Below are 18,973 nucleotides of genomic sequence, written 5' to 3'. Positions count from 1 at the left end.
ATGTCAGAAATGAATCCCAGCCGGGAGGACTTCCAAAGCCTCCTCGAGCAATCTTTTGAGGACCGCGACACCAGCGAAGGTTCGGTCGTCAGGGGCACCATCACCGCCATCGAAAAAGACATGGCAATCGTCGATGTCGGCCTCAAGGTCGAAGGCCGCATCGCGCTGAAGGAATTCGGCGCCAAGGCCAAGGACGGTACGCTGAAGGTCGGCGACACCGTTGAGGTCTATGTCGAACGGATCGAAAACGCACTCGGCGAAGCCGTTCTCTCGCGCGACAAGGCGCGCCGCGAAGAGAGCTGGGTCAAGCTGGAGGCGAAGTTCGAGGCCGGCGAACGCGTCGAGGGCGTGATTTTCAACCAGGTCAAGGGCGGCTTCACAGTCGATCTCGACGGCGCCGTGGCCTTCCTGCCGCGTTCGCAGGTCGATATCCGTCCGGTGCGCGACGTCACGCCGCTGATGCACAATCCGCAGCCTTTCGAAATCCTCAAGATGGACAAGCGCCGCGGCAACATCGTGGTCTCGCGCCGCACCGTTCTCGAGGAGAGCCGTGCCGAGCAGCGTTCGGAAATCGTTCAGAACCTCGAAGAGGGTCAGACGGTCGAGGGTGTGGTCAAGAACATCACCGATTACGGTGCGTTCGTCGATCTCGGCGGCATCGACGGCCTTCTGCATGTCACAGACATGGCATGGCGCCGCGTCAATCATCCGTCGGAAATCCTGCAGATCGGCCAGACCGTCAAGGTCCAGATCATTCGCATCAACCAGGAAACCCACCGCATCTCGCTCGGCATGAAGCAGCTTCAGGCCGACCCTTGGGACGGCATCGGCACGAACTACCCGGTCGGCAAGAAGATCACCGGCACGGTTACGAACATCACCGACTACGGTGCGTTCGTGGAGATCGAGCCGGGCATCGAGGGCCTGATCCACGTTTCCGAAATGTCATGGACGAAGAAGAACGTTCACCCCGGCAAGATCCTGTCCACGACGCAGGAAGTCGAGGTCGTCGTTCTCGAAGTCGATCCGCAGAAGCGCCGCATCTCGCTCGGCCTCAAGCAGACGCTGGAAAATCCGTGGGAAGCCTTCGCGCAGAACCATCCCTCCGGCGCGATCGTCGAGGGCGAGGTCAAGAACAAGACCGAGTTCGGTCTGTTCATCGGCCTCGAAGGCGATGTCGACGGCATGGTTCACCTGTCGGATCTCGACTGGAACATGCCCGGTGAGCAGGCGATCGAGAACTACGAAAAGGGCGAGGTGGTCAAGGCCGTCGTTCTTGACGTGGACGTCGAGAAGGAGCGCATCTCGCTCGGCATCAAGCAGCTCGGCCGCGACGCGGTCGGCGAGGCTGCCAGCTCCGGCGAACTGCGCAAGGGCAGCGTCGTGACGGCGGAAGTGACCGGCGTTACCGATGGGGGTCTCGAAGTGAAGCTCGTCGACCACGACGTTGAGACATTCATCAAGCGCTCCGACCTGTCGCGTGATCGCGACGAGCAGCGTCCCGAGCGTTTCTCGGTCGGCCAGAAGGTCGATGCCCGCGTGATCTCCTTCGACAAGAAGACGCGCCGCATTACCGTCTCGATCAAGGCGCTGGAAATCGCCGAGGAAAAGGAAGCCGTCGCGCAGTTCGGTTCCACCGACGCCGGCGCTTCGCTGGGCGATATTCTGGGCGCGGCCCTGAAGAACCGCGACGGCGAATAACCGCCCTCGACTGCAAATGGAAGGCCGTCGGGACGCAAGCTCCCGGCGGCCTTTTTCTTTTCTCAGTAGCCGCCGATGATCGGCAGGATCTCTCCGGTGATGTAGCTGGAGCAGTGCGGCGAGGCGAGGAAGACGTAGGCCGGCGCGATTTCCTCCGGCTGCGCGGGCCGCTTCATCGGCGCCTTAGAACCGAACTCGGAAACCTGGTCGCTGGGGCGTTCCGATGGGTTGAGCGGTGTCCACACCGGTCCGGGCGCGACCGCGTTGACGCGGATTCCCTTGTCCATGAGATTGGATGACAGCGCCCTCGTGAAAGCGTGAATTCCGCCCTTGGTCATCGAGTAGTCGACGAGCCTGCCGCTCCCGTCTATTCCGGTGGTCGATCCGGTGTTGATGATGGCGGAACCGTTCTTCAGATGCGGAACCGCCGCCTTGCACATGAAGAAATAGCCGTACAGGTTCGTCTTGATCGTCGTGTCGAAGTGATCGGTTGTGAGATCCTCGAAATCGGACGCGTGATACTGGAACGCGGCGTTGTTGACGAGAACGTCAAGCTGACCGAACTCCTGCACGGTCTTTTCGACCGCGCTGCGGCAATACTCCTCCTCTTGAACGTCGCCGGGCAACAGCAGGCACCGCTTGCCCTCCCTTTCGACTGCCTCGCGGGTCTCTTCCGCATCTTTGGACTCGCTGAGATAGCTGATGGCGATGTCGGCGCCTTCCCGGGCGAAGAGTACGGCCACAGCCCGCCCGATACCTGAATCACCCCCCGTGATAAGCGCGACCCTTCCGTCCAGCTTCTTCGAGCCGATATAGAATGGCGCGTCATGCATGGGCTCGGGGTCGAGCGCGTGTTCAGCGCCCGGCTTTTCCTGGTGGCCTTGCGGGAAGGGCGGTTCGGGATAGCGTCGCGCGCCCGCCTGCATCGCCCCCTTTTCGTCAGAATCTGACTTGCGCTCGTCGGCCCGGTCTACCTGCTGCTGGATACCTTTCTGATCCGCGACCGCCTCGCGGACGGATTTGCTCGTTTTCGTACCCATGACATGAACTCCGTTGCTGGTGGCGAGGCCCGATCGGCACTGGGAACGATCGAACCTGTCCGGTCTGCAAACAATCCCCGCGAGCCGTCATTCGTTCCAGCGCACCTGCAAAGATGTTTTTGCGCCGGCTCTCGGTTGACCGGAAGGTGGGCGGTTCCCAGATTGCGTGAAACAACACGGATGGATCATGTCGCTGCGACCTCCCCGTTCCTTCAGCCGCGCCAGTGCTTCCGGCGCAAATGCCGGGCTCGATGCGCTTGCCTACGAGGCAATGGCCGAGACCGCCGAGGCGCTCGGACGGATCGGCCGCAAGCTGGAAGAGGCGCTGGAAGCCATCCGCCGGCACGACGCCACGCCGGGCTCGAACCGAGACCGCGAGGAATTGTTGCAGGAGGCCGCCGACCGGGCGTGGGTGATGTTCATCCAGCGCGACTATCTCGGGCTTAAGAGCGATCACCACCTGTTCGCCGCCTACGACATCCCAAAGGAGGTGCTCAACCGCGTCGGCGCGCGGCCTCCGGAGAGGTAGGCGGCGTTAGCGGGCGTCGAAGGCCCCGGTGTTTTCCGCCAGCCATTCGGCGAGTTCGACGTGGCTCGAAACCACGATGTCGGCGCCTGCGCCGCGCAAGAGTTCGGCGTGGTTGCCGAGGCAGTGCGTCCCGCCGGTGAACCCGATGACGTGATGGCCCGCCGCCTTGCCTCCGCGCACGCCGTTGGCGCTGTCCTCGACCACGATGCAGTCGTCCGCCCGGTAACCCATTTCGGACGCGGCATGTTGGAACAGGTCCGGGGCGGGTTTTCCGTTCTCGACCATGTCGCCCGAGTAGACTCCGTCTCCGAAATACCGCGCGAGGCCCGCCCGCTCCAACTTGGGACCGAGGAACGGCAGTTGCGTGCTCGAGGCGACGCATCGGGTCGCCTTCAGGCGTTCGAGCAGTGTTTCGACCCCCGCGATCGTCCGGACTTCCTCGGCCACGCGCCGCCGGGACTCCGCCTTGAGCGCGGTGTATTCGTTATCGCTCATCGGGTTTCCGGTGTGCTCAGCGACGAGATCGGAGAGTTTTGCGCGCCACAAATCCTGCGCCAGCGCGAGAAATTCCCGTACATACCATTCCCGGTCGACCCGCACGCCCTTGCCTTCAAGGAAGGCGAACTCGACGTCGAGATAAATCGCCTCGGAGTCGATCAGGACCCCGTCGCAATCGAAGATGAGCAACGGCTTCTGCATGGCGCGGGCCGGTTTCGGATCAGGAATGGGCGAAGATGTCGGCTTCCGGCCATCCGGCCAGATCGAGTTCGGCTCGCGTCGGGAGGAACTCGAAGCAGGCCCGGGCGATGGCGGTGCGGCCTTCCCGCTCGAGCCGCGCCACGAGGGCGTCCATCAGGGCGTGCAGGTGCAGCACGTCGGACGCCGCATATTCGAGCTGGGCGTCGGTCAGCGTCTCGGCCGCCCAGTCCGACGATTGCTGCTGCTTGGAAAGATCGATGCCGATCAGTTCCCTGGTCAGGTCCTTCAGGCTGTGCCGGTCGGTGTAGGTGCGCGTCAGCCGCGAGGCGATCTTGGTGCAGAAGATCGGAGATGCGGACACGCCGAACGCATGTTTGAGCACGGCGATGTCGAAGCGTCCGAAATGGAAAATCTTCGTCTTGCCGGCATCGCCAAGCAGTTTGACCAGATTCGGCGCATCCGTCTGGCCTTGAGCGATTTGTATCACGTCCGCGCTTCCGTCGCCCGGCGACAGCTGGACCACGCATAGCCGGTCGCGATGCGGATTGAGGCCGAGCGTCTCCGTATCGATCGCGACCCGGGCGCCGTAGCGCGCGAGCGCGTCCGCTGAGAGATCCCCGTGATGCAACCGGATGTTGTTGTCGGCCATCTTTCACTTTTCCCGTTTCCGAAACCTCGCGCCTTGTAGGTTCGACGGTTCATCAACGCAAGCGCGCCGGTGCGGAGTGCGAATCAGGAAGCGGCGATGGCGCCGGGGAACCTTTTGATAACAGTGAATGTTTGTTGCGAATGAACTGGTAATACACGATACAATCGGTTGAATCCGCATTGGTGCCGCGCCGCCCATAATCCTTCCACCACGCTCGCCCGTCCTGACGGAGGACATACCATGACACACGCCGACTTGCGCGCAGACATGCTGCGCCATCTGACCTACTCGTTCGGCAAGGATCCCGAGCACGCACATATACGGGACTGGCGGATGGCGCTCTCGCTGGCGGTGCGCGACCGGATCGTCGATCCGTGGTTCGACGCCACCCGCAAGACATACGCCGGGGGCCACAAGCGCGTCTATTATCTGTCGATGGAGTTCCTGATCGGACGCCTGCTGGAGGACGCGATCGTCAATCTGGGCCTGCTCGAGACCGCACGCGACGCATTTGCGGATCTCGGTGTGGATTTCACCGAGGTGCTGGAGAACGAACCCGATGCGGCGCTCGGCAATGGCGGGCTCGGCCGGCTCGCGGCCTGCTTTCTCGATTCCCTGTCGACGATCGGCTGCCCCGCCTATGGGTACGGCATCCGCTACGAACACGGATTGTTCCGGCAGTCATTCGTGGACGGGCGCCAGGTCGAAGAACCGGAGGACTGGCTCCTGCAGCCGCACGCCTGGGAATTCCAGCGCCCTGAAGCGGCGTTCGAGATCGGGTTTGGCGGTTCGGTCGACGAAAGCGGACGGCGAGCCGTGTGGCGTCCGGACGAAATGGTCGTCGCGGCGGCCTACGACACACCGATCGTCGGCTGGCAGGGCCGGTGGGCCAATACGCTGCGGTTATGGTCGGCGAAGCCGGTCCGCGCCTTCGACCTCGAAAGCTTCAACCGCGGCGATTATGTCGGGGCGGCCGCGCCCGAGGCTCTCGCCCGCACGATCTCCCGCGTTCTCTACCCCGACGACACCACAGAGCAGGGCAAGGCGCTGCGACTCAAGCAGGAATATTTCTTCACCGCCTCGTCGCTGCGGGACGTCGTGCGCCGCTACCTGAGCGAACATGACGATCTGCGCGCAATGCCGGAAAAGGTGGCGATCCAGTTAAACGACACCCATCCGGCGATCGCCGGGCCGGAGCTGGTGCGCCTGCTTCATGACGAGAAGGGCCTGCCTTTCGAAGACGCGGAACAGGCTGCGCGCGGCTGTCTGTCCTACACCAACCATACGCTCATGCCCGAGGCGCTGGAACGCTGGCCGGAGGAGTTGATGGCCTCGCTCCTGCCCCGCCACATGCAATTGATCGAGCGCATTGACCAGGCGCATGCCAAGGCCAACCCCGGCCGCAAGGTAACGGCGATCGAGGACGGCGAGGTCAAGATGGGCGAATTGTCCTTCATGATGGCCCACAAGGTGAACGGCGTGTCGGCGCTCCATACCGGTCTTATGAAGGAGACCGTGTTCGCCGAACTAAACCGGCTGCATCCCGACCGCATCGTCAACCAGACCAACGGCGTCACGCCGCGCCGTTGGCTGCTCTCCTCCAACCCGGGTCTGAGCCGTCTCATCGACGACACGATCGGCAATGGCTGGGTCGATGATCTCGAGCGGCTCTCCGAACTGGAATCGCATATCGAGGACAACGGGTTCCGCGAGGCCTTCGCCGAGGCGAAGGCGAGCAACAAGCGTGAGCTCGCGCGCTTCGTCCGCGAGACCGAAGGGGTCGAGATCGATCCCGATGCGATGTTCGACATCCAGATCAAGCGCATTCACGAATACAAGCGCCAGCACCTGAACATCCTGGAGACGATCGCATACTGGCGCGCCATCCAGGAGAATCCGGACCGCGACTGGACTCCGCGGGTAAAGATTTTCGCGGGCAAGGCCGCGCCCGGCTACGTCTTTGCCAAGAAGATCATCCACCTGGTCAATGACGTCGCCCGGATGGTGAACGACGATCCGGTCACCAGCCGCTTCCTGAAGATCGTCTATCTTCCCAACTACAATGTCTCGCTGGCGGAGCGGCTGATCCCGGCCGCCGATCTGTCCGAGCAGATATCAACGGCGGGCAAGGAGGCGTCCGGCACCGGCAACATGAAGTTCGCGCTTAACGGCGCGCTGACGATCGGCACGCTCGACGGCGCCAACGTCGAAATCCGCGAGCGGGTGGGCGCCGAGAACTTCTTCCTGTTCGGCATGACGGCGCCGGAAGTCGTCGCCCGCCGCACCGTCGCGAACCACGCGGAAAAGGCGATCGCCGAAAGTCCGGAACTGGCCCGGGCCATAGGCGACATCGAAGACGGCGTCTTCACGATGGACGATCCCGAACGTTATCGCGACATCGCGCAGAACCTTCGCGGCGCCGACTACTTCCTCGTCTGCTCCGATTTCTCGTCCTATTACGACAAGCAGCGCGAGGTCGACGCGGCCTACCGCAACCGGGACGAGTGGAACCAAAAGGCAGCGCTTAATACCGCAAGAAGCGGCTGGTTCTCCTCGGACCGGACGATCCGCGGATACATGAACGACATCTGGATGGCACGTTCGGCGCTTTGACGCCGAGCTGCCGGAAACGAGAAATCCGGTTGCTATTCCTCCCGGGGATAATACGCTTGCCGGAATGAGAGCCCAGAAAATGCCGAGCAAGGAGGTCGTCTCCCCGCAAACTGCGCACCGGATCGCGCAGGGCGAACACGACGATCTGTTCTCGGTTCTGGGGCCGCGGCGCATCGGCAAGAAGACGGTCGTGGTGGCCTTCGCTCCGGGCGCCGGAAGCCTGAGCGCTCTCGTCGGCGGAAAGGCGTTCGATCTTGCCCCGCTTGCGGAGGAGCCCGAGATATTTTCCGGCGAAATACCCGAGGGACCCTATCGCCTGCGAAGCAGATCCGGTGGCGACGCCCACACCTACGATGACCCATATCGCTTCGGCCCGGTCATAGGCGAGGTGGATGAGTACCTGATCGGCGAAGGCACGCATCGCCGGTTGTGGACCGCCCTCGGCGCCCATGTGATCGAACACGAAGGAACCCGCGGGACCCATTTCGCGGTCTGGGCGCCCAACGCAAGGCGGGTCTCCGTGGTAGGCGACTTCAATTCCTGGGACGGGCGCAGGCATGTCATGCGCCGCAGGGGATCGACAGGCGTGTGGGAGATATTCCTGCCGGGTGTCGGCGAGGGCGCCGCCTACAAATACGAGATCGTTGGACCGGATGGCTTGTTGCCGCTCAAGGCCGATCCGGTCGGCTTCGGTTCGCAACACCCGCCCGAAACGGCCTCCATCGTCCGCGACATATCCGGCTATGGCTGGAAGGACGCCAAGTGGATGGAGGAGCGCAGGGGCCGCAACGCCAGAACCGCGCCGATATCCGTCTACGAAGTTCATCTCGGCTCGTGGAGGCGGCGCCACGAGGAGGGTGGGCGCATGCTTTCCTACAAGGAGGCGGCCGAGGATCTTGTCGACTATGTCGACGAAATGGGCTTCACGCACATCGAGTTCCTGCCGCTCAGCGAGCATCCGTTCGACGGCTCCTGGGGCTATCAGCCTGTGGGGCTCTACGCGCCGACCATCCGCCACGGACCGCCTCATGAGTTCCGCGATCTGGTCGAGGCGGCGCACAAGCGCGGCATTGGTGTCCTTCTGGATTGGGTTCCGGGCCATTTCCCCTCGGACGTTCACGGTCTCGCCCGGTTCGACGGAACGGCGCTCTACGAGCACGCCGATCCGCGCGAGGGTTTCCATCAGGACTGGAACACGCTGATCTACAATTACGGACGCGTCGAGGTCTCCAACTACCTGATCTCCAACGCGCTCTACTGGCTCGAGGAGTACCACGTCGATGGCCTCCGGGTGGATGCGGTCGCTTCGATGCTCTACCGCGACTATTCGCGCAAGGAAGGCGAATGGGTGCCCAACATCCATGGCGGGCGTGAGAATCTCGAAGCCATCTCCATGCTCCAGCGCATGAACACGACCGTTTATGGGGAGGTGGGCGGTATCATGACCGTGGCCGAGGAAAGTACGAGCTTTCCGGGCGTTTCGCGCCCCGTCGACACGGGCGGCCTGGGCTTCGGCTACAAATGGAACATGGGCTGGATGAACGACACGCTGAATTATATTCAGCGCGAGCCGGTTTACCGCAAGCATCATCATCATCAGATGACGTTCGGCCTCCATTACGCGTTTTCGGAGAATTTCATTCTGCCGATCAGCCACGACGAGGTCGTTCACGGCAAGGGTTCGATGCTCGACCGTATGCCGGGTAACGACTGGGAACGCTTTGCCAATCTGCGCGCCTATTACGGGTTCATGTGGGGCCATCCGGGAAAGAAGCTTCTTTTCATGGGGTGTGAATTCGCCCAGCCTGGGGAATGGCAACAGTCGGGTGAAGTCCCTTGGGAAATCGCCGAACGGCCGGCACACAAGGGGATTCAGCGTTATGTTCGCGATCTCAATACCCTTTACCGGGCGACGCCGGCCCTGCACGTCAAGGATTGCGACGCCGACGGGTTTCAGTGGATCGAGGCGAACGATGCCGAGAACTCGGTCTATGCATGGATCAGGCGTGGCGGGCCGCAGGACCAGCCGGCTGTTGTGATCTGCAATTTCACGCCGGTGGAACGGCGCGACTGGCTGTGCGGCTTGCCGAGCCCGGGCCGCTGGCGCGAGGCGATCAACAGCGATGCCGAAATCTATGGCGGCGGGAACCGCGGCAATATGGGCGGCATTATTGCAAGGCAGGAGGAGAGCCACGGGCAGCCGGCATCGGCACGAGTGACGTTGCCGCCATTGTCCACGATCATTCTGACATACGAGGACTGACAACACGCAGGGAGGACTGATGAATACGCCCGTAACGAGGCTCTCCAGCCGAAGCATGGCCTTCGTGCTGGCGGGGGGGCGCGGCAGCCGGTTGATGGAGTTGACCGACAAACGCGCCAAGCCCGCCGTGTATTTCGGCGGAAAGACACGCATCATCGATTTCGCCCTGTCGAACGCGCTCAATTCCGGTATTCGCAAGATGGCGATTGCTACCCAGTACAAGGCGCACTCGCTGATCCGCCATTGTCAGCGCGGATGGAGCTTCTTCCGCGCCGAGCGCAACGAATATCTCGACATTCTGCCGGCCTCGCAAAGGGTAGCCGAGAACAAGTGGTACATGGGGACGGCTGACGCGGTTACGCAGAACATCGACATTGTCGACAGTTATGATGTCGATTTCGTCCTCATCCTGGCGGGTGATCATATCTACAAGATGGATTACGAAGTCATGCTGCGTCAGCATGTCGAAAGCGGTGCGGACGTCACCGTCGGTTGTCTCACCGTACCGCGCGAGGAGGCCTCCGCCTTCGGGGTGATGGCGATCGACAAGTCGAGCCGGATAACCAGCTTTCTCGAAAAGCCGAAGGATCCACCCGGCACGCCCGACGATCCGAACGTCACGCTGGCGTCGATGGGAATCTATGTTTTCTCATGGCCGTTCCTTCGCCAGTTGCTCATCGACGACGCGGAAGACCCGAATTCGAAACACGATTTCGGCGGAGATATAATTCCCTTGATCGTGCGGAACGGGAAGGCTGTAGCGCATCGTTTCTCCGACAGCTGCGTGCGACATTCCCCGGATGCCCCGGTTTACTGGCGCGACGTGGGAACCGTGGACGCCTTCTGGAAGGCCAACATAGATCTGTGCGACTTTACCCCCGAACTCGATCTCTGGGACCGGCAATGGCCGATCTGGACCTATTCGGAAAGCGTGCCGCCGGCGAAATTCGTGCACGACGAGGAGGACCGGCGCGGCACCGCGGTATCGAGCCTGGTGTCGGGCGGATGCATCATCTCGGGAACATCCATCCGCGATTCGCTGCTGTTCACACAGGTGCACACCAACTCCTACGCCTCGCTCGAGGGCGCGGTGCTGCTGCCCTATGTGAATGTCGGCCGCCACGCCCGGTTGAAGAATGTCGTGATCGATCGCGGGGTGCAGATTCCCGAGCGCCTCGTCGTGGGCGAGGACCCCGAGGAAGATGCGAAATGGTTCCGCGTGACCGAAGGGGGAGTGACCCTCATCACCCAGGACATGCTTGACCGGAGAGAAGCCGGATGAGGAAGGTCCTGTCGGTGGCGTCGGAGTGCGCCCCGCTCGTCAAGACAGGCGGGCTTGCCGATGTCGCCGGAGCCCTGCCTTCCGCTCTTGCCGCCGAAGGGTGGCACATGCGCACGCTGCTGCCCGGATATCCCGCGGTCATGAAGGCGTTGAAACGGGTGACGGAGGTCTGGCACGATGCCGACCTGATGGGCGGCCCGGCGCGGGTTCTTGCCGGAAAGACGCGCGGCCTCGACATGCTTGTCCTGGACGCGCCGCATCTCTTTGACCGTCCCGGCTCGATCTATCTCGGGCCGGACGGTCTCGACTGGCCCGACAATCCGGAGCGTTTCGCGGCGCTGAGCCGGGTCGCGGCGGAAATTGCGGTTGACGGGGCGGCGGGATGGAAACCAGAGGTGCTGCACCTGCATGACTGGCAGGCGGCGCTTGTTCCCGTCTATCTGCGCGCCCTGGGAGCCACCGGAGAGGTGGCGACCTTGCTGACGGTCCACAACATCGCCTTTCACGGACTTGCACCTGCGGAGAAACTCGAAGCCTTGAATCTTCCCGAGTGGGGCTTCACCCACGAAGGCTTCGAATATTACGGCAAGATCAACGCGCTAAAGGCCGGGCTGGTCTATGCCGATATGCTTTCCACGGTCAGTCCGACCTACGCCCGCGAACTCATGCGCCCGCAATTCGGCATGGGGCTGGATGGCGTGCTGCGCGCGCGTGCGGCCGATCTGGTCGGGATACTGAACGGCATCGACGAAACTGTCTGGAACCCCGAGACCGACAAGGAGATAGCCGGCTACAGAACGCCGAAGCGCAAGGCCGCCAATACGCTCGCACTTGCCGAAGAATTTGATCTGCCGCCCGGTGACGGGCCGCTGGCGGTGGTCGTCTCGCGCCTGACCGAACAAAAGGGCCTCGATCTGCTTCTAGAGGCGCTGCCCGCCTACTGCGGCCGTGGCGGCAGGCTGGCGCTTCTCGGATCAGGCGACAAGGCACTGGAGACGGCCTGGCTCGAGGCCGCCAGGGATTACCCCAATGTCGGTGTGCGGATCGGCTATGACGAGGCGCTTTCGCATCGCATGATCGGCGGCGGCGATGCGATCGTCATCCCCTCGCGGTTCGAGCCTTGCGGACTGACCCAGCTTTACGGCCTTCGTTACGGAACCGTTCCGGTGGTGGCGCTGACCGGCGGACTGGCCGACACGGTCATCAATGCAAACGATGCGGCACTCTCGGCGGGTGTCGCAACAGGCATCCAGTTTTATCCCGTGACGGCCCAGGAACTGACCGGCGCGATGACGCGTCTGTGCGACCTTTTCGCCCAAAGAAAGGTGTGGAGCCGGATGCAGCGCAAGGCTATGAAACAGCATGTCGGCTGGGGAGCTTCCGCACCCCGATATGCCGCGCTCTACGAAAAAATCGGATCAGTTGAATGACAAACGAGTTCGAGATCGCCGCCGGCAGGGCGGCGCCCGTCGGCGCGACCTTCGATGGCGACGGCGTCAACTTCGCGGTGTTCTCCGAACATGCGCACCGAATGACACTTTGCCTCTTCGACGACCAGGGTGAAAAGGAAGTCGCGCGGATCGACCTGCCCGAGCGCGACGGCGACGTGTGGCACGGATATGTTCCCGGTCTCCGTCCGGGACAGTTGTACGGTTACCGCGCCCACGGGCCCTATCAGCCGGCCGAGGGTCACCGATTCAACCCGAACAAGCTGCTGATCGACCCCTATGCAAAGCGGCTCACCGGCCATCCCGACTGGTCGGACGCTCTGATGGGCTATGACGTCGCTTCCAAGCGCGGCGACCTCAGTTTCGACACGCGCGATAGCGCACCCTGCATGCCAAAGTCGGTGGTCGTTGATCCCGCCTTTTCCTGGGGCGAAGGTGTATCCCCCGATAGGGCGATCGCGGACACCGTGATCTATGAGGCGCATGTGAAGGGTATGACGATGCGCCATCCCGACGCCGCCCCGCAAGGAACGTTCCTCGGTCTATCGTCGGAGCCGATGCTGGACCATCTCGTCAAGCTTGGCATCACCGCGATCGAGTTGCTTCCGTCCCAGGCCTTTCTCAACGACCGGTTTCTTGTCGAAAAGGGTCTGACGAACTATTGGGGATACCAGACACTGGGCTTCTTTGCGCCTGACCCGCGTTATCTGCACGAGGGTGATATCGCCGAATTTCAGGCGATGGTCGCCAGATTTCACGCCGCCGGCATCGAAGTGCTGATGGACGTGGTCTACAACCACACATGCGAAGGCAGCGAACTCGGCCCGACCCTTGCTTTCCGCGGGCTTGACAATCGCAGCTATTACCGGCTCGCGGAGGACCCGCGTTTCTATATCAACGATACGGGCACCGGAAACACGCTGAATGTCGATCATCCCATGGTTCTGCGGATGGTCATGGACTCCCTGCGGTATTGGGCCGAAATCATGCATGTCGACGGGTTTCGCTTCGATCTATGTTCGACCCTGGGGCGAACCGACGCAGGCTTCGATCGCGGCGCGGCATTCTTCGACGCCATCCGGCAGGATCCGACGCTGGCAAGGACCAAGCTTATCGCCGAACCGTGGGATATTGGGCCGGGCGGCTATCAGCTCGGGGCCTTTCCGCCGCCTTTTCTGGAGTGGAACGACCGTTTCCGCGACGGTATTCGGCGGTTCTGGCGCGGCGATCCCGGCATGACGCCCGATCTTGCCGACAGGTTGACCGGGTCGGCCCTGCAGTTCGATCATTCGGGACGCCCGGCAACGGCCTCGGTCAACTTCATCGCCGCCCATGACGGTTTCACGCTGCGGGACGTCGTTTCCTATAACGAGAAACACAACGAGGCGAACGGCGAGGAGAACGCCGACGGCCACAGCGAGAACTTCTCCGACAATATGGGCGAAGAAGGCGAGACCGGCGACGAGGCGGTGAACGCTGCGCGCGCGCGCCGGCGGCGCAACATGATGGCGACGCTGCTGCTGGCGCAGGGAACGCCCATGATTCTCGCCGGAGACGAAGTCGGACACACCCAGGGCGGCAACAACAACGCCTATTGCCAGGACAACGAGACGAGCTGGATTGATTGGGAAAGCGCCGATGACGCGTTTCTTCAATTCACGCGGCGGCTGATCGCGTTCCGCAAGAAGCATCCGGTTTTGCGGCAAAAGCTCTTCCTGCACAGCCGGGAACGGGCGCTGGACGGGAAGGAAGACCTGTTTTGGCGCAGAGCAGATGGCGATCCCATGCGCGAGGACGACTGGAACGATCCTGAATTGAAGCTCCTTTGCGTCGAGCTCCGCACCGCGTCCGGCACGCCGCCATACGCGGCTCTCGAATATGCGCTCTTCGCGGTGTTCAATGCAGGGCCGGAAGCGGACGTGGTGGTGCCGGGCACACCCGAAGGCCAGAAGTGGTGTGTGCATCTGGATACCGCCGAGCCGAACCGCGAGCCGGCGAAGATCGAATCCGGCACACTTTCGGTCGCCGCGGACTCCGTCGTGCTCCTGGTGCTGGAGACGCCGGAGTGATCGATGCCCTTGCCGCGAGGGCCGGATTGGTCTGGCGGTTCAAGGACGGCGCCGGCTGTATGTGCGAGGCGCCGGTCGAGAGCAGGCGGGCGGTCCTCGCGGCGCTTGGGTTCCGTGCGGCGACCGACGCAGAGGCGGGCGAGCAACTGGTAGCGCTCGACGCCGAGGAGGCGCGGCGAAGACTTGCTGCATGGATCGTAGTGCGCGACGGCGAACCTCTCCGGCTGCCGGCAACTGGCGGGGACGCCGGTCAATGGCGCCTCGAACTCGAGAGCGGTGAAATCCGCGAAGGGCGCGCCGAACGCGAAGTCGCTCTCGACGCACTGCCCGTCGGGCGGCATCGGCTGACGCTCGAGGACGGTCACGAGACCACCCTTCTGGCCGTCCCGGACCGGTTGCCAACCCCGGACCGCGCCTGGGGCGTCACCCTTCCGCTTTATGGCCTTCTTCCGGAACATGGGGGCGGCATCGGCACATATCGCGATCTCGAACGGGCGGCGCGGGCCCTGGCCTCGCGGGGCGCATCCTTCGTCGGCGTAAATCCCGTCCATTCCGGTTTCCCGCTGGATCCGCTCAATTTCAGCCCCTACGCGCCGTCCAGCCGCAGGCATTTCAATACTTCCCATATCGGGATCACCGGCGAACCGGTGTGTTCTGACAAGCCGTTAGTCGACTATGAGACGGCTCTGGTCTCGAAGCGCGCCGCTCAGGAAAAGCGGTTCGCCGGCTGGCGCGAAGGCGGCGAGAAACACGACTTCAAGCAGTGGCTGCACGAGCGCGGCGCGCTAATGTCGCGTTTTTCGGCTCATCAGGTGCTTTCCGACGCGTTCGGGCCTTACTGGCCGGACTGGCCCGCCGAATACCGCGACATCGCAAGTCCCGCCGTCAGCCGTTTCGTCGCGAAGCATGCCGAGGATGTGCGCTTCCACGCTTGGCTGCAGTGGCAGGCGGAGACCCAGCTTTCCGACGCCCATCGCGCCGCGTGCGAGGCCGGAATGCGCCACGGACTGTATCTCGATCTCGCCGTGGGCACGCACCCGGCCGGCGCAGAGACCTGGATGGATCCGGCAATGTTCGCGCGGGGTGTTTCGCTTGGCGCACCGCCCGACGCGTTTTCTCCTGATGGGCAGGTGTGGGGGGTCACGCCGCTGTCGCCGCGGGCGCTGGTTCGGGACGGATTTGCCGTTCTCGCCGAAACGCTTCGCCGGCAACTGACCTTCTGCGGGCTCTTGCGGGTCGATCACATTCTCGGCTTTGAGCGGACCTTTTGGTCGCCGGACGGATTGCCCGGTCTATATGTGAACATGCCCAAGAAGGCGATGCTGGCGGTTGTCCGGATCGAGGCTGCTCGTGCCGGCGCCAGCATTGTGGGCGAGGACCTCGGCAATATCCCGGAAGGGCTTCGGGCCGATCTCGAGGCCTCCGGCATCCTCGGGTGCCGGGTCGCCATGTTCGAGCGCGAGTGGGAGGATTCGGCAGCATTCCTCCCGCCGGATGATTATGCGGAGCACGCGCTTGCCTCGTTCGGGTCGCACGATCTGCCGACATGGCGCGGCTGGCGGAAGGGCGCCGATATCGCGTGGCGTCACCGGCTCTCCGGCGCGCGAAGCGCTTTCCCGGAAACCGAAATGGCGCAGCGACAGGCCGACGTTTCCGCTTTTGACGCCGTTGTGGGAAGCTCAGACGGGAAGGCCGAGGCGATGCATCGTTTCCTGGCAAGAACTTCCTCGGTTCTGGCAGCCGCCCAAATCGAGGATATCTTCGGGCTGGAGGAGCAGGCGAACCTGCCTGGCACCGTGCTGGAGCATCCGAATTGGCGAAGAAGACTGCCGCTGAAGGCGTCCGAATTCGCCGACGACGATCGTCTCGCCGTCACGGCGGAGATAATGAAGAAGGCCGGACGATAGGAGAGAGGCCATGCAGCGCATCACGATTCAATCCGAACCCATCGACGACCAGAAGCCGGGCACGTCTGGCCTGCGAAAGAAGACGCGGGTCTTCATGGGCGCGCATTATCTCGAAAACTTCATCGAGGCGATCTGGCAGGGGATCGGCGGTGTCGCCGGGAAGACGCTCGTTTTGGGTGGCGACGGACGCTACTTCAACGACCGTGCCGCGCAGGTGATCCTGCGCATGGCCGCCGCGTCCGGCGCCCGGAAGATTATTGTCGGGCAAAGTGCGCTGTTGTCGACGCCGGCCGCCTCCAACCTCATCCGCATGCGCAAGACCGATGGCGGCATCATCATGTCAGCAAGCCACAATCCCGGCGGCGCTGATGAGGATTTCGGCGTCAAGTTCAATACGCCGAACGGCGGCCCGGCGCCGGAGGACGTCACCAACCGTATTTTCGAGGCGACCAAATCGATCAGCTCCTACGAGATCATCGAAACCCAAGATGTAGATCTATCGAAGCCGGGAGTGACGGAACTTGCCGGCATGGAGATCGAGATCGTGGATCCCGTTGCGGACTACGCGGCCCTCATGCGCGAGCTGTTCGACTTCGGCGCAATCCGATCGCTTCTCGCATCCGGGTTCTCGATCAGGTTCGACGCCATGCACGCGGTGACGGGCCCCTATGCGAAGGCGCTTCTGGAGGGCGATCTGGGCGCGTCTTTCGGGAGTGTGGTGAACGCGGTTCCGTTGCCGGATTTCGGCGGCGGCCATCCCGATCCGAACCCGATCTGGGCGAAGGATTTGATGGACGCCATGTTCGGCGATGACGCGCCCGATTTCGGCGCGGCCTCCGACGGCGACGGCGACCGCAACATGGTCGTTGGGCGTGGGCTCTATGTGACCCCGTCCGACAGTCTCGCCGTGCTGGCCGCCAATGCGCATCTGGCGCCGGGATACGCCGGCGGACTGAAGGGAGTCGCGCGTTCCATGCCGACGAGCCGGGCCCTCGATCGCGTGGCGGAGGCCAAAGGGCTCGATTGCTACGAGACGCCGACCGGCTGGAAATTCTTCGGCAACCTTCTCGATGCCGGAAAAGCGACGCTCTGCGGCGAGGAGAGCGCGGGAACGGGCTCCGACCATGTCCGCGAGAAGGATGGGCTTTGGGCCGTTCTTTTGTGGCTCAACATTCTTGCGGCGCGCAAGCAGCCGGTCGCCGAGATCATGAACGAGCACTGGCGCACTTACGGGCGCAATTACTATTCCCGGCACGATTATGAGGGCGTCGATGCGAACCGCGCGGGCGGAATGATGACCGTGCTTCGAAACAGCCTGGCCGAACTGCCCGGAAAGACGTTTTCGGGACGGACAGTCGAGGCGGCAGACGAATTCGCCTATGACGACCCGATCGACGGCTCGCGTTCGGAAGGCCAGGGCATTCGGATTGGTTTTTCGGATGGGTCTCGCGCCGTTTTCCGGCTTTCCGGCACCGGCACCGTCGGTGCGACGCTTCGCGTTTATTTGGAAACGGTTGAGACCGATCCGGCGCGCATGAACCGCGACGCGCAAGAGGCGCTCGGCGATGTCATCGCCGCCGCAGAGGCCATCGCGGGCATCCGTGAGCACACCGGGCGCAGCGAGCCCGATGTCCGTACATAGCGAGGAGCGGTGTTGGAGGCTCGGGGCTATCCCACTTGATGGAGCCGGTCGGCCGGTACATCGTGATCGCGGACCCTCGGGCTCCGCTATCCCCGGTCTGCCAGGCAGTCGACAAGTGTGGTCGCCATATTTCGCATCAGCTCGAAATAGAGCTCAGGTCCATCCGCCAGACCGGCGCCTAGGGGGTCGAGGACGCCGGATTTGGCGTTTGTGTCCGCGATCAGCGTCGCGATGAGTTTTGGCTCGAACTGAGGCTCGGAAAAGACGCAGACAGTCTCGGTTTCGCGGATTCTGCCCTTGATTTCCGCGATGCGCGCCGCACCAGGTGCAACCTCCGGGCTGACCGTGACGGAACCGGTCGCATGGATATCGAAGCGCTCCTCGAAGTAGCGATAGGCGTCGTGGAAGACGATGAATTTACCTTCGCGGGCCGCCTCCAGCATCTCGCCGATCTCCTCAGTGAGCGATTCCAGCTTCGCCACGATCTTATTGGCATTTGCCTGGTATTGGGTCGCTTGTTCGGGATCGACCTCGGAAAGCACGGTTTCTATCTGTTCGACGAGCACGATCGCGTTCCTGGGGTCGAGCCAGATGTGAGGATTGAAGGCGCCCTCCTCTGCATGCATGTCCGGATCGTTGGCACTGTGTTCTGGGCCTTCGGCATCGTCATGACTTTCAAACTCACCGCCTTCGCGAAAGCCCAGAAGAGTCTGGCCTTCAACCTCCATCAGTTCGGTCACCCGGGCCTCTGCCGCGATCGTGGCAAGGGGCTTGGCGAGAAAGCTCTCGAGGGCGGGACCAACCCAGAATATGACTTCGGCATTTTCAAGTGCCGCCGCTTGCGAGGGCTTCAGGCTGTACGAGTGCGGAGATCCAGCGCCGTCGACGAGCAGGGCGGGTGTGCCCACGCCTTCCATGACCGCAGCGACAAGGGAGTGAACCGGCTTGATGGACGTGGCGACCGCCACCTCTGCGGATGCAGTTGCATAAGGGAGGAAAAGGGCGATGACCGCTGCGACCAGCGTACGTAAACCGGGCATGATTTTTCCGTCATGTTATAGTATTACACATTTGTGTAATGGTATAACGTGTGCGATACCGGGCCGCAAGACACCTCGATGCGAAATGAAC

The 18,973-nt window shown here is 62.8% G+C and carries 13 protein-coding genes; 9 read left to right on the top strand and 4 right to left on the bottom strand.

Translation table 11 applies throughout. The annotated features are described in order from the left end of the window. Positions 1-1,701 (top strand): 30S ribosomal protein S1, encoded by a 1,701-nt coding sequence (gene rpsA / locus LC298_RS02490; RefSeq protein ID WP_131564971.1) that lies wholly within the window; start codon positions 1-3, stop codon positions 1,699-1,701. Positions 1,702-1,763: 62 nt separating this feature from the next. Here the strand turns inward: rpsA and LC298_RS02485 are convergent, their stop codons facing one another. Further along, positions 1,764-2,741, bottom strand: a complete 978-nt coding sequence (locus LC298_RS02485) for an SDR family oxidoreductase (protein WP_131564973.1) — start codon at positions 2,739-2,741, stop codon at positions 1,764-1,766. A gap of 187 nt (positions 2,742-2,928) precedes the next feature. Here LC298_RS02485 and LC298_RS02480 point away from each other — a divergent pair, with 187 nt between their 5' ends. Beyond that, positions 2,929-3,270: a DUF6665 family protein gene (locus LC298_RS02480; RefSeq protein ID WP_131564975.1), complete on the top strand. Its 342-nt coding sequence runs from the start codon at positions 2,929-2,931 to the stop codon at positions 3,268-3,270. 6 nt (positions 3,271-3,276) lie between these two features. On the opposite strand, the gene LC298_RS02475 is transcribed toward LC298_RS02480, so the two are convergent. Then, positions 3,277-3,969 (bottom strand): HAD family hydrolase, encoded by a 693-nt coding sequence (locus LC298_RS02475; RefSeq protein WP_131564976.1) that lies wholly within the window; start codon positions 3,967-3,969, stop codon positions 3,277-3,279. Positions 3,970-3,988: 19 nt separating this feature from the next. Continuing rightward, on the bottom strand, positions 3,989-4,618 hold the full coding sequence (locus LC298_RS02470) for a ribonuclease D (protein WP_131564978.1): 630 nt from the start codon (positions 4,616-4,618) through the stop codon (positions 3,989-3,991). A 240-nt stretch (positions 4,619-4,858) separates the two neighbouring features. Between LC298_RS02470 and LC298_RS02465 the strand changes: the two genes are divergently transcribed. The 7 genes from LC298_RS02465 to LC298_RS02435 all read left to right on the top strand — a co-directional run bounded on the left by LC298_RS02465 (position 4,859) and on the right by LC298_RS02435 (position 17,842). Then, positions 4,859-7,231, top strand: a complete 2,373-nt coding sequence (locus tag LC298_RS02465; protein ID WP_131564980.1) for a glycogen/starch/alpha-glucan phosphorylase — start codon at positions 4,859-4,861, stop codon at positions 7,229-7,231. 64 nt (positions 7,232-7,295) lie between these two features. After that, complete coding sequence (gene glgB, locus LC298_RS02460; RefSeq protein ID WP_199223172.1) at positions 7,296-9,494, top strand: 1,4-alpha-glucan branching protein GlgB; 2,199 nt, start codon at positions 7,296-7,298, stop codon at positions 9,492-9,494. A gap of 19 nt (positions 9,495-9,513) precedes the next feature. Then, a complete protein-coding gene (gene glgC, locus LC298_RS02455) occupies positions 9,514-10,776 on the top strand; it encodes a glucose-1-phosphate adenylyltransferase (RefSeq protein WP_131564982.1) in 1,263 nt (420 codons plus the stop codon). Continuing rightward, positions 10,773-12,206 carry a glycogen synthase GlgA gene (gene glgA, locus LC298_RS02450; RefSeq protein WP_131564983.1) on the top strand — a complete coding sequence of 478 codons (1,434 nt, stop codon included), beginning with the start codon at positions 10,773-10,775 and terminating at the stop codon, positions 12,204-12,206. The genes glgC and glgA overlap by 4 nt, the downstream gene beginning before the upstream one ends. Then, entirely contained in the window at positions 12,203-14,293 is a 2,091-nt protein-coding gene (glgX, locus tag LC298_RS02445; protein WP_131564985.1) for a glycogen debranching protein GlgX, read from the top strand. The genes glgA and glgX overlap by 4 nt, the downstream gene beginning before the upstream one ends. Continuing rightward, positions 14,290-16,200: a 4-alpha-glucanotransferase gene (malQ, locus tag LC298_RS02440; protein ID WP_131564987.1), complete on the top strand. Its 1,911-nt coding sequence runs from the start codon at positions 14,290-14,292 to the stop codon at positions 16,198-16,200. The genes glgX and malQ overlap by 4 nt, the downstream gene beginning before the upstream one ends. A 10-nt stretch (positions 16,201-16,210) precedes the next feature. Beyond that, positions 16,211-17,842 (top strand): alpha-D-glucose phosphate-specific phosphoglucomutase, encoded by a 1,632-nt coding sequence (locus LC298_RS02435; protein WP_131564989.1) that lies wholly within the window; start codon positions 16,211-16,213, stop codon positions 17,840-17,842. Between the two features lie 86 nt (positions 17,843-17,928). Here LC298_RS02435 and LC298_RS02430 read toward each other — a convergent pair whose 3' ends face one another. Further along, positions 17,929-18,882, bottom strand: a complete 954-nt coding sequence (locus LC298_RS02430; protein ID WP_131564990.1) for a zinc ABC transporter substrate-binding protein — start codon at positions 18,880-18,882, stop codon at positions 17,929-17,931. Positions 18,883-18,973 lie beyond the last annotated feature (91 nt).

The sequence above is a fragment of the Oricola cellulosilytica genome (assembly GCF_019966575.1).
Taxonomy (GTDB): domain Bacteria; phylum Pseudomonadota; class Alphaproteobacteria; order Rhizobiales; family Rhizobiaceae; genus Oricola; species Oricola cellulosilytica.
This window is presented reverse-complemented; position numbering and strand designations above follow the sequence as displayed.

Bases quoted from the DNA above. Each gene is read 5' to 3' on its own strand.
- glgB (WP_199223172.1), top strand. From the start codon at position 7,296: ATGAGAGCCCAGAAAATGCCGAGCAAGGAGGTCGTCTCCCCGCAAACT.
- glgC (WP_131564982.1), top strand. From the start codon at position 9,514: ATGAATACGCCCGTAACGAGGCTCTCCAGCCGAAGCATGGCCTTCGTG.
- LC298_RS02485 (WP_131564973.1), bottom strand. From the start codon at position 2,741: ATGGGTACGAAAACGAGCAAATCCGTCCGCGAGGCGGTCGCGGATCAG.
- glgX (WP_131564985.1), top strand. From the start codon at position 12,203: ATGACAAACGAGTTCGAGATCGCCGCCGGCAGGGCGGCGCCCGTCGGC.
- LC298_RS02475 (WP_131564976.1), bottom strand. From the start codon at position 3,969: ATGCAGAAGCCGTTGCTCATCTTCGATTGCGACGGGGTCCTGATCGAC.
- LC298_RS02465 (WP_131564980.1), top strand. From the start codon at position 4,859: ATGACACACGCCGACTTGCGCGCAGACATGCTGCGCCATCTGACCTAC.
- LC298_RS02480 (WP_131564975.1), top strand. From the start codon at position 2,929: ATGTCGCTGCGACCTCCCCGTTCCTTCAGCCGCGCCAGTGCTTCCGGC.
- glgA (WP_131564983.1), top strand. From the start codon at position 10,773: ATGAGGAAGGTCCTGTCGGTGGCGTCGGAGTGCGCCCCGCTCGTCAAG.
- LC298_RS02435 (WP_131564989.1), top strand. From the start codon at position 16,211: ATGCAGCGCATCACGATTCAATCCGAACCCATCGACGACCAGAAGCCG.
- LC298_RS02470 (WP_131564978.1), bottom strand. From the start codon at position 4,618: ATGGCCGACAACAACATCCGGTTGCATCACGGGGATCTCTCAGCGGAC.
- rpsA (WP_131564971.1), top strand. From the start codon at position 1: ATGTCAGAAATGAATCCCAGCCGGGAGGACTTCCAAAGCCTCCTCGAG.
- LC298_RS02430 (WP_131564990.1), bottom strand. From the start codon at position 18,882: ATGCCCGGTTTACGTACGCTGGTCGCAGCGGTCATCGCCCTTTTCCTC.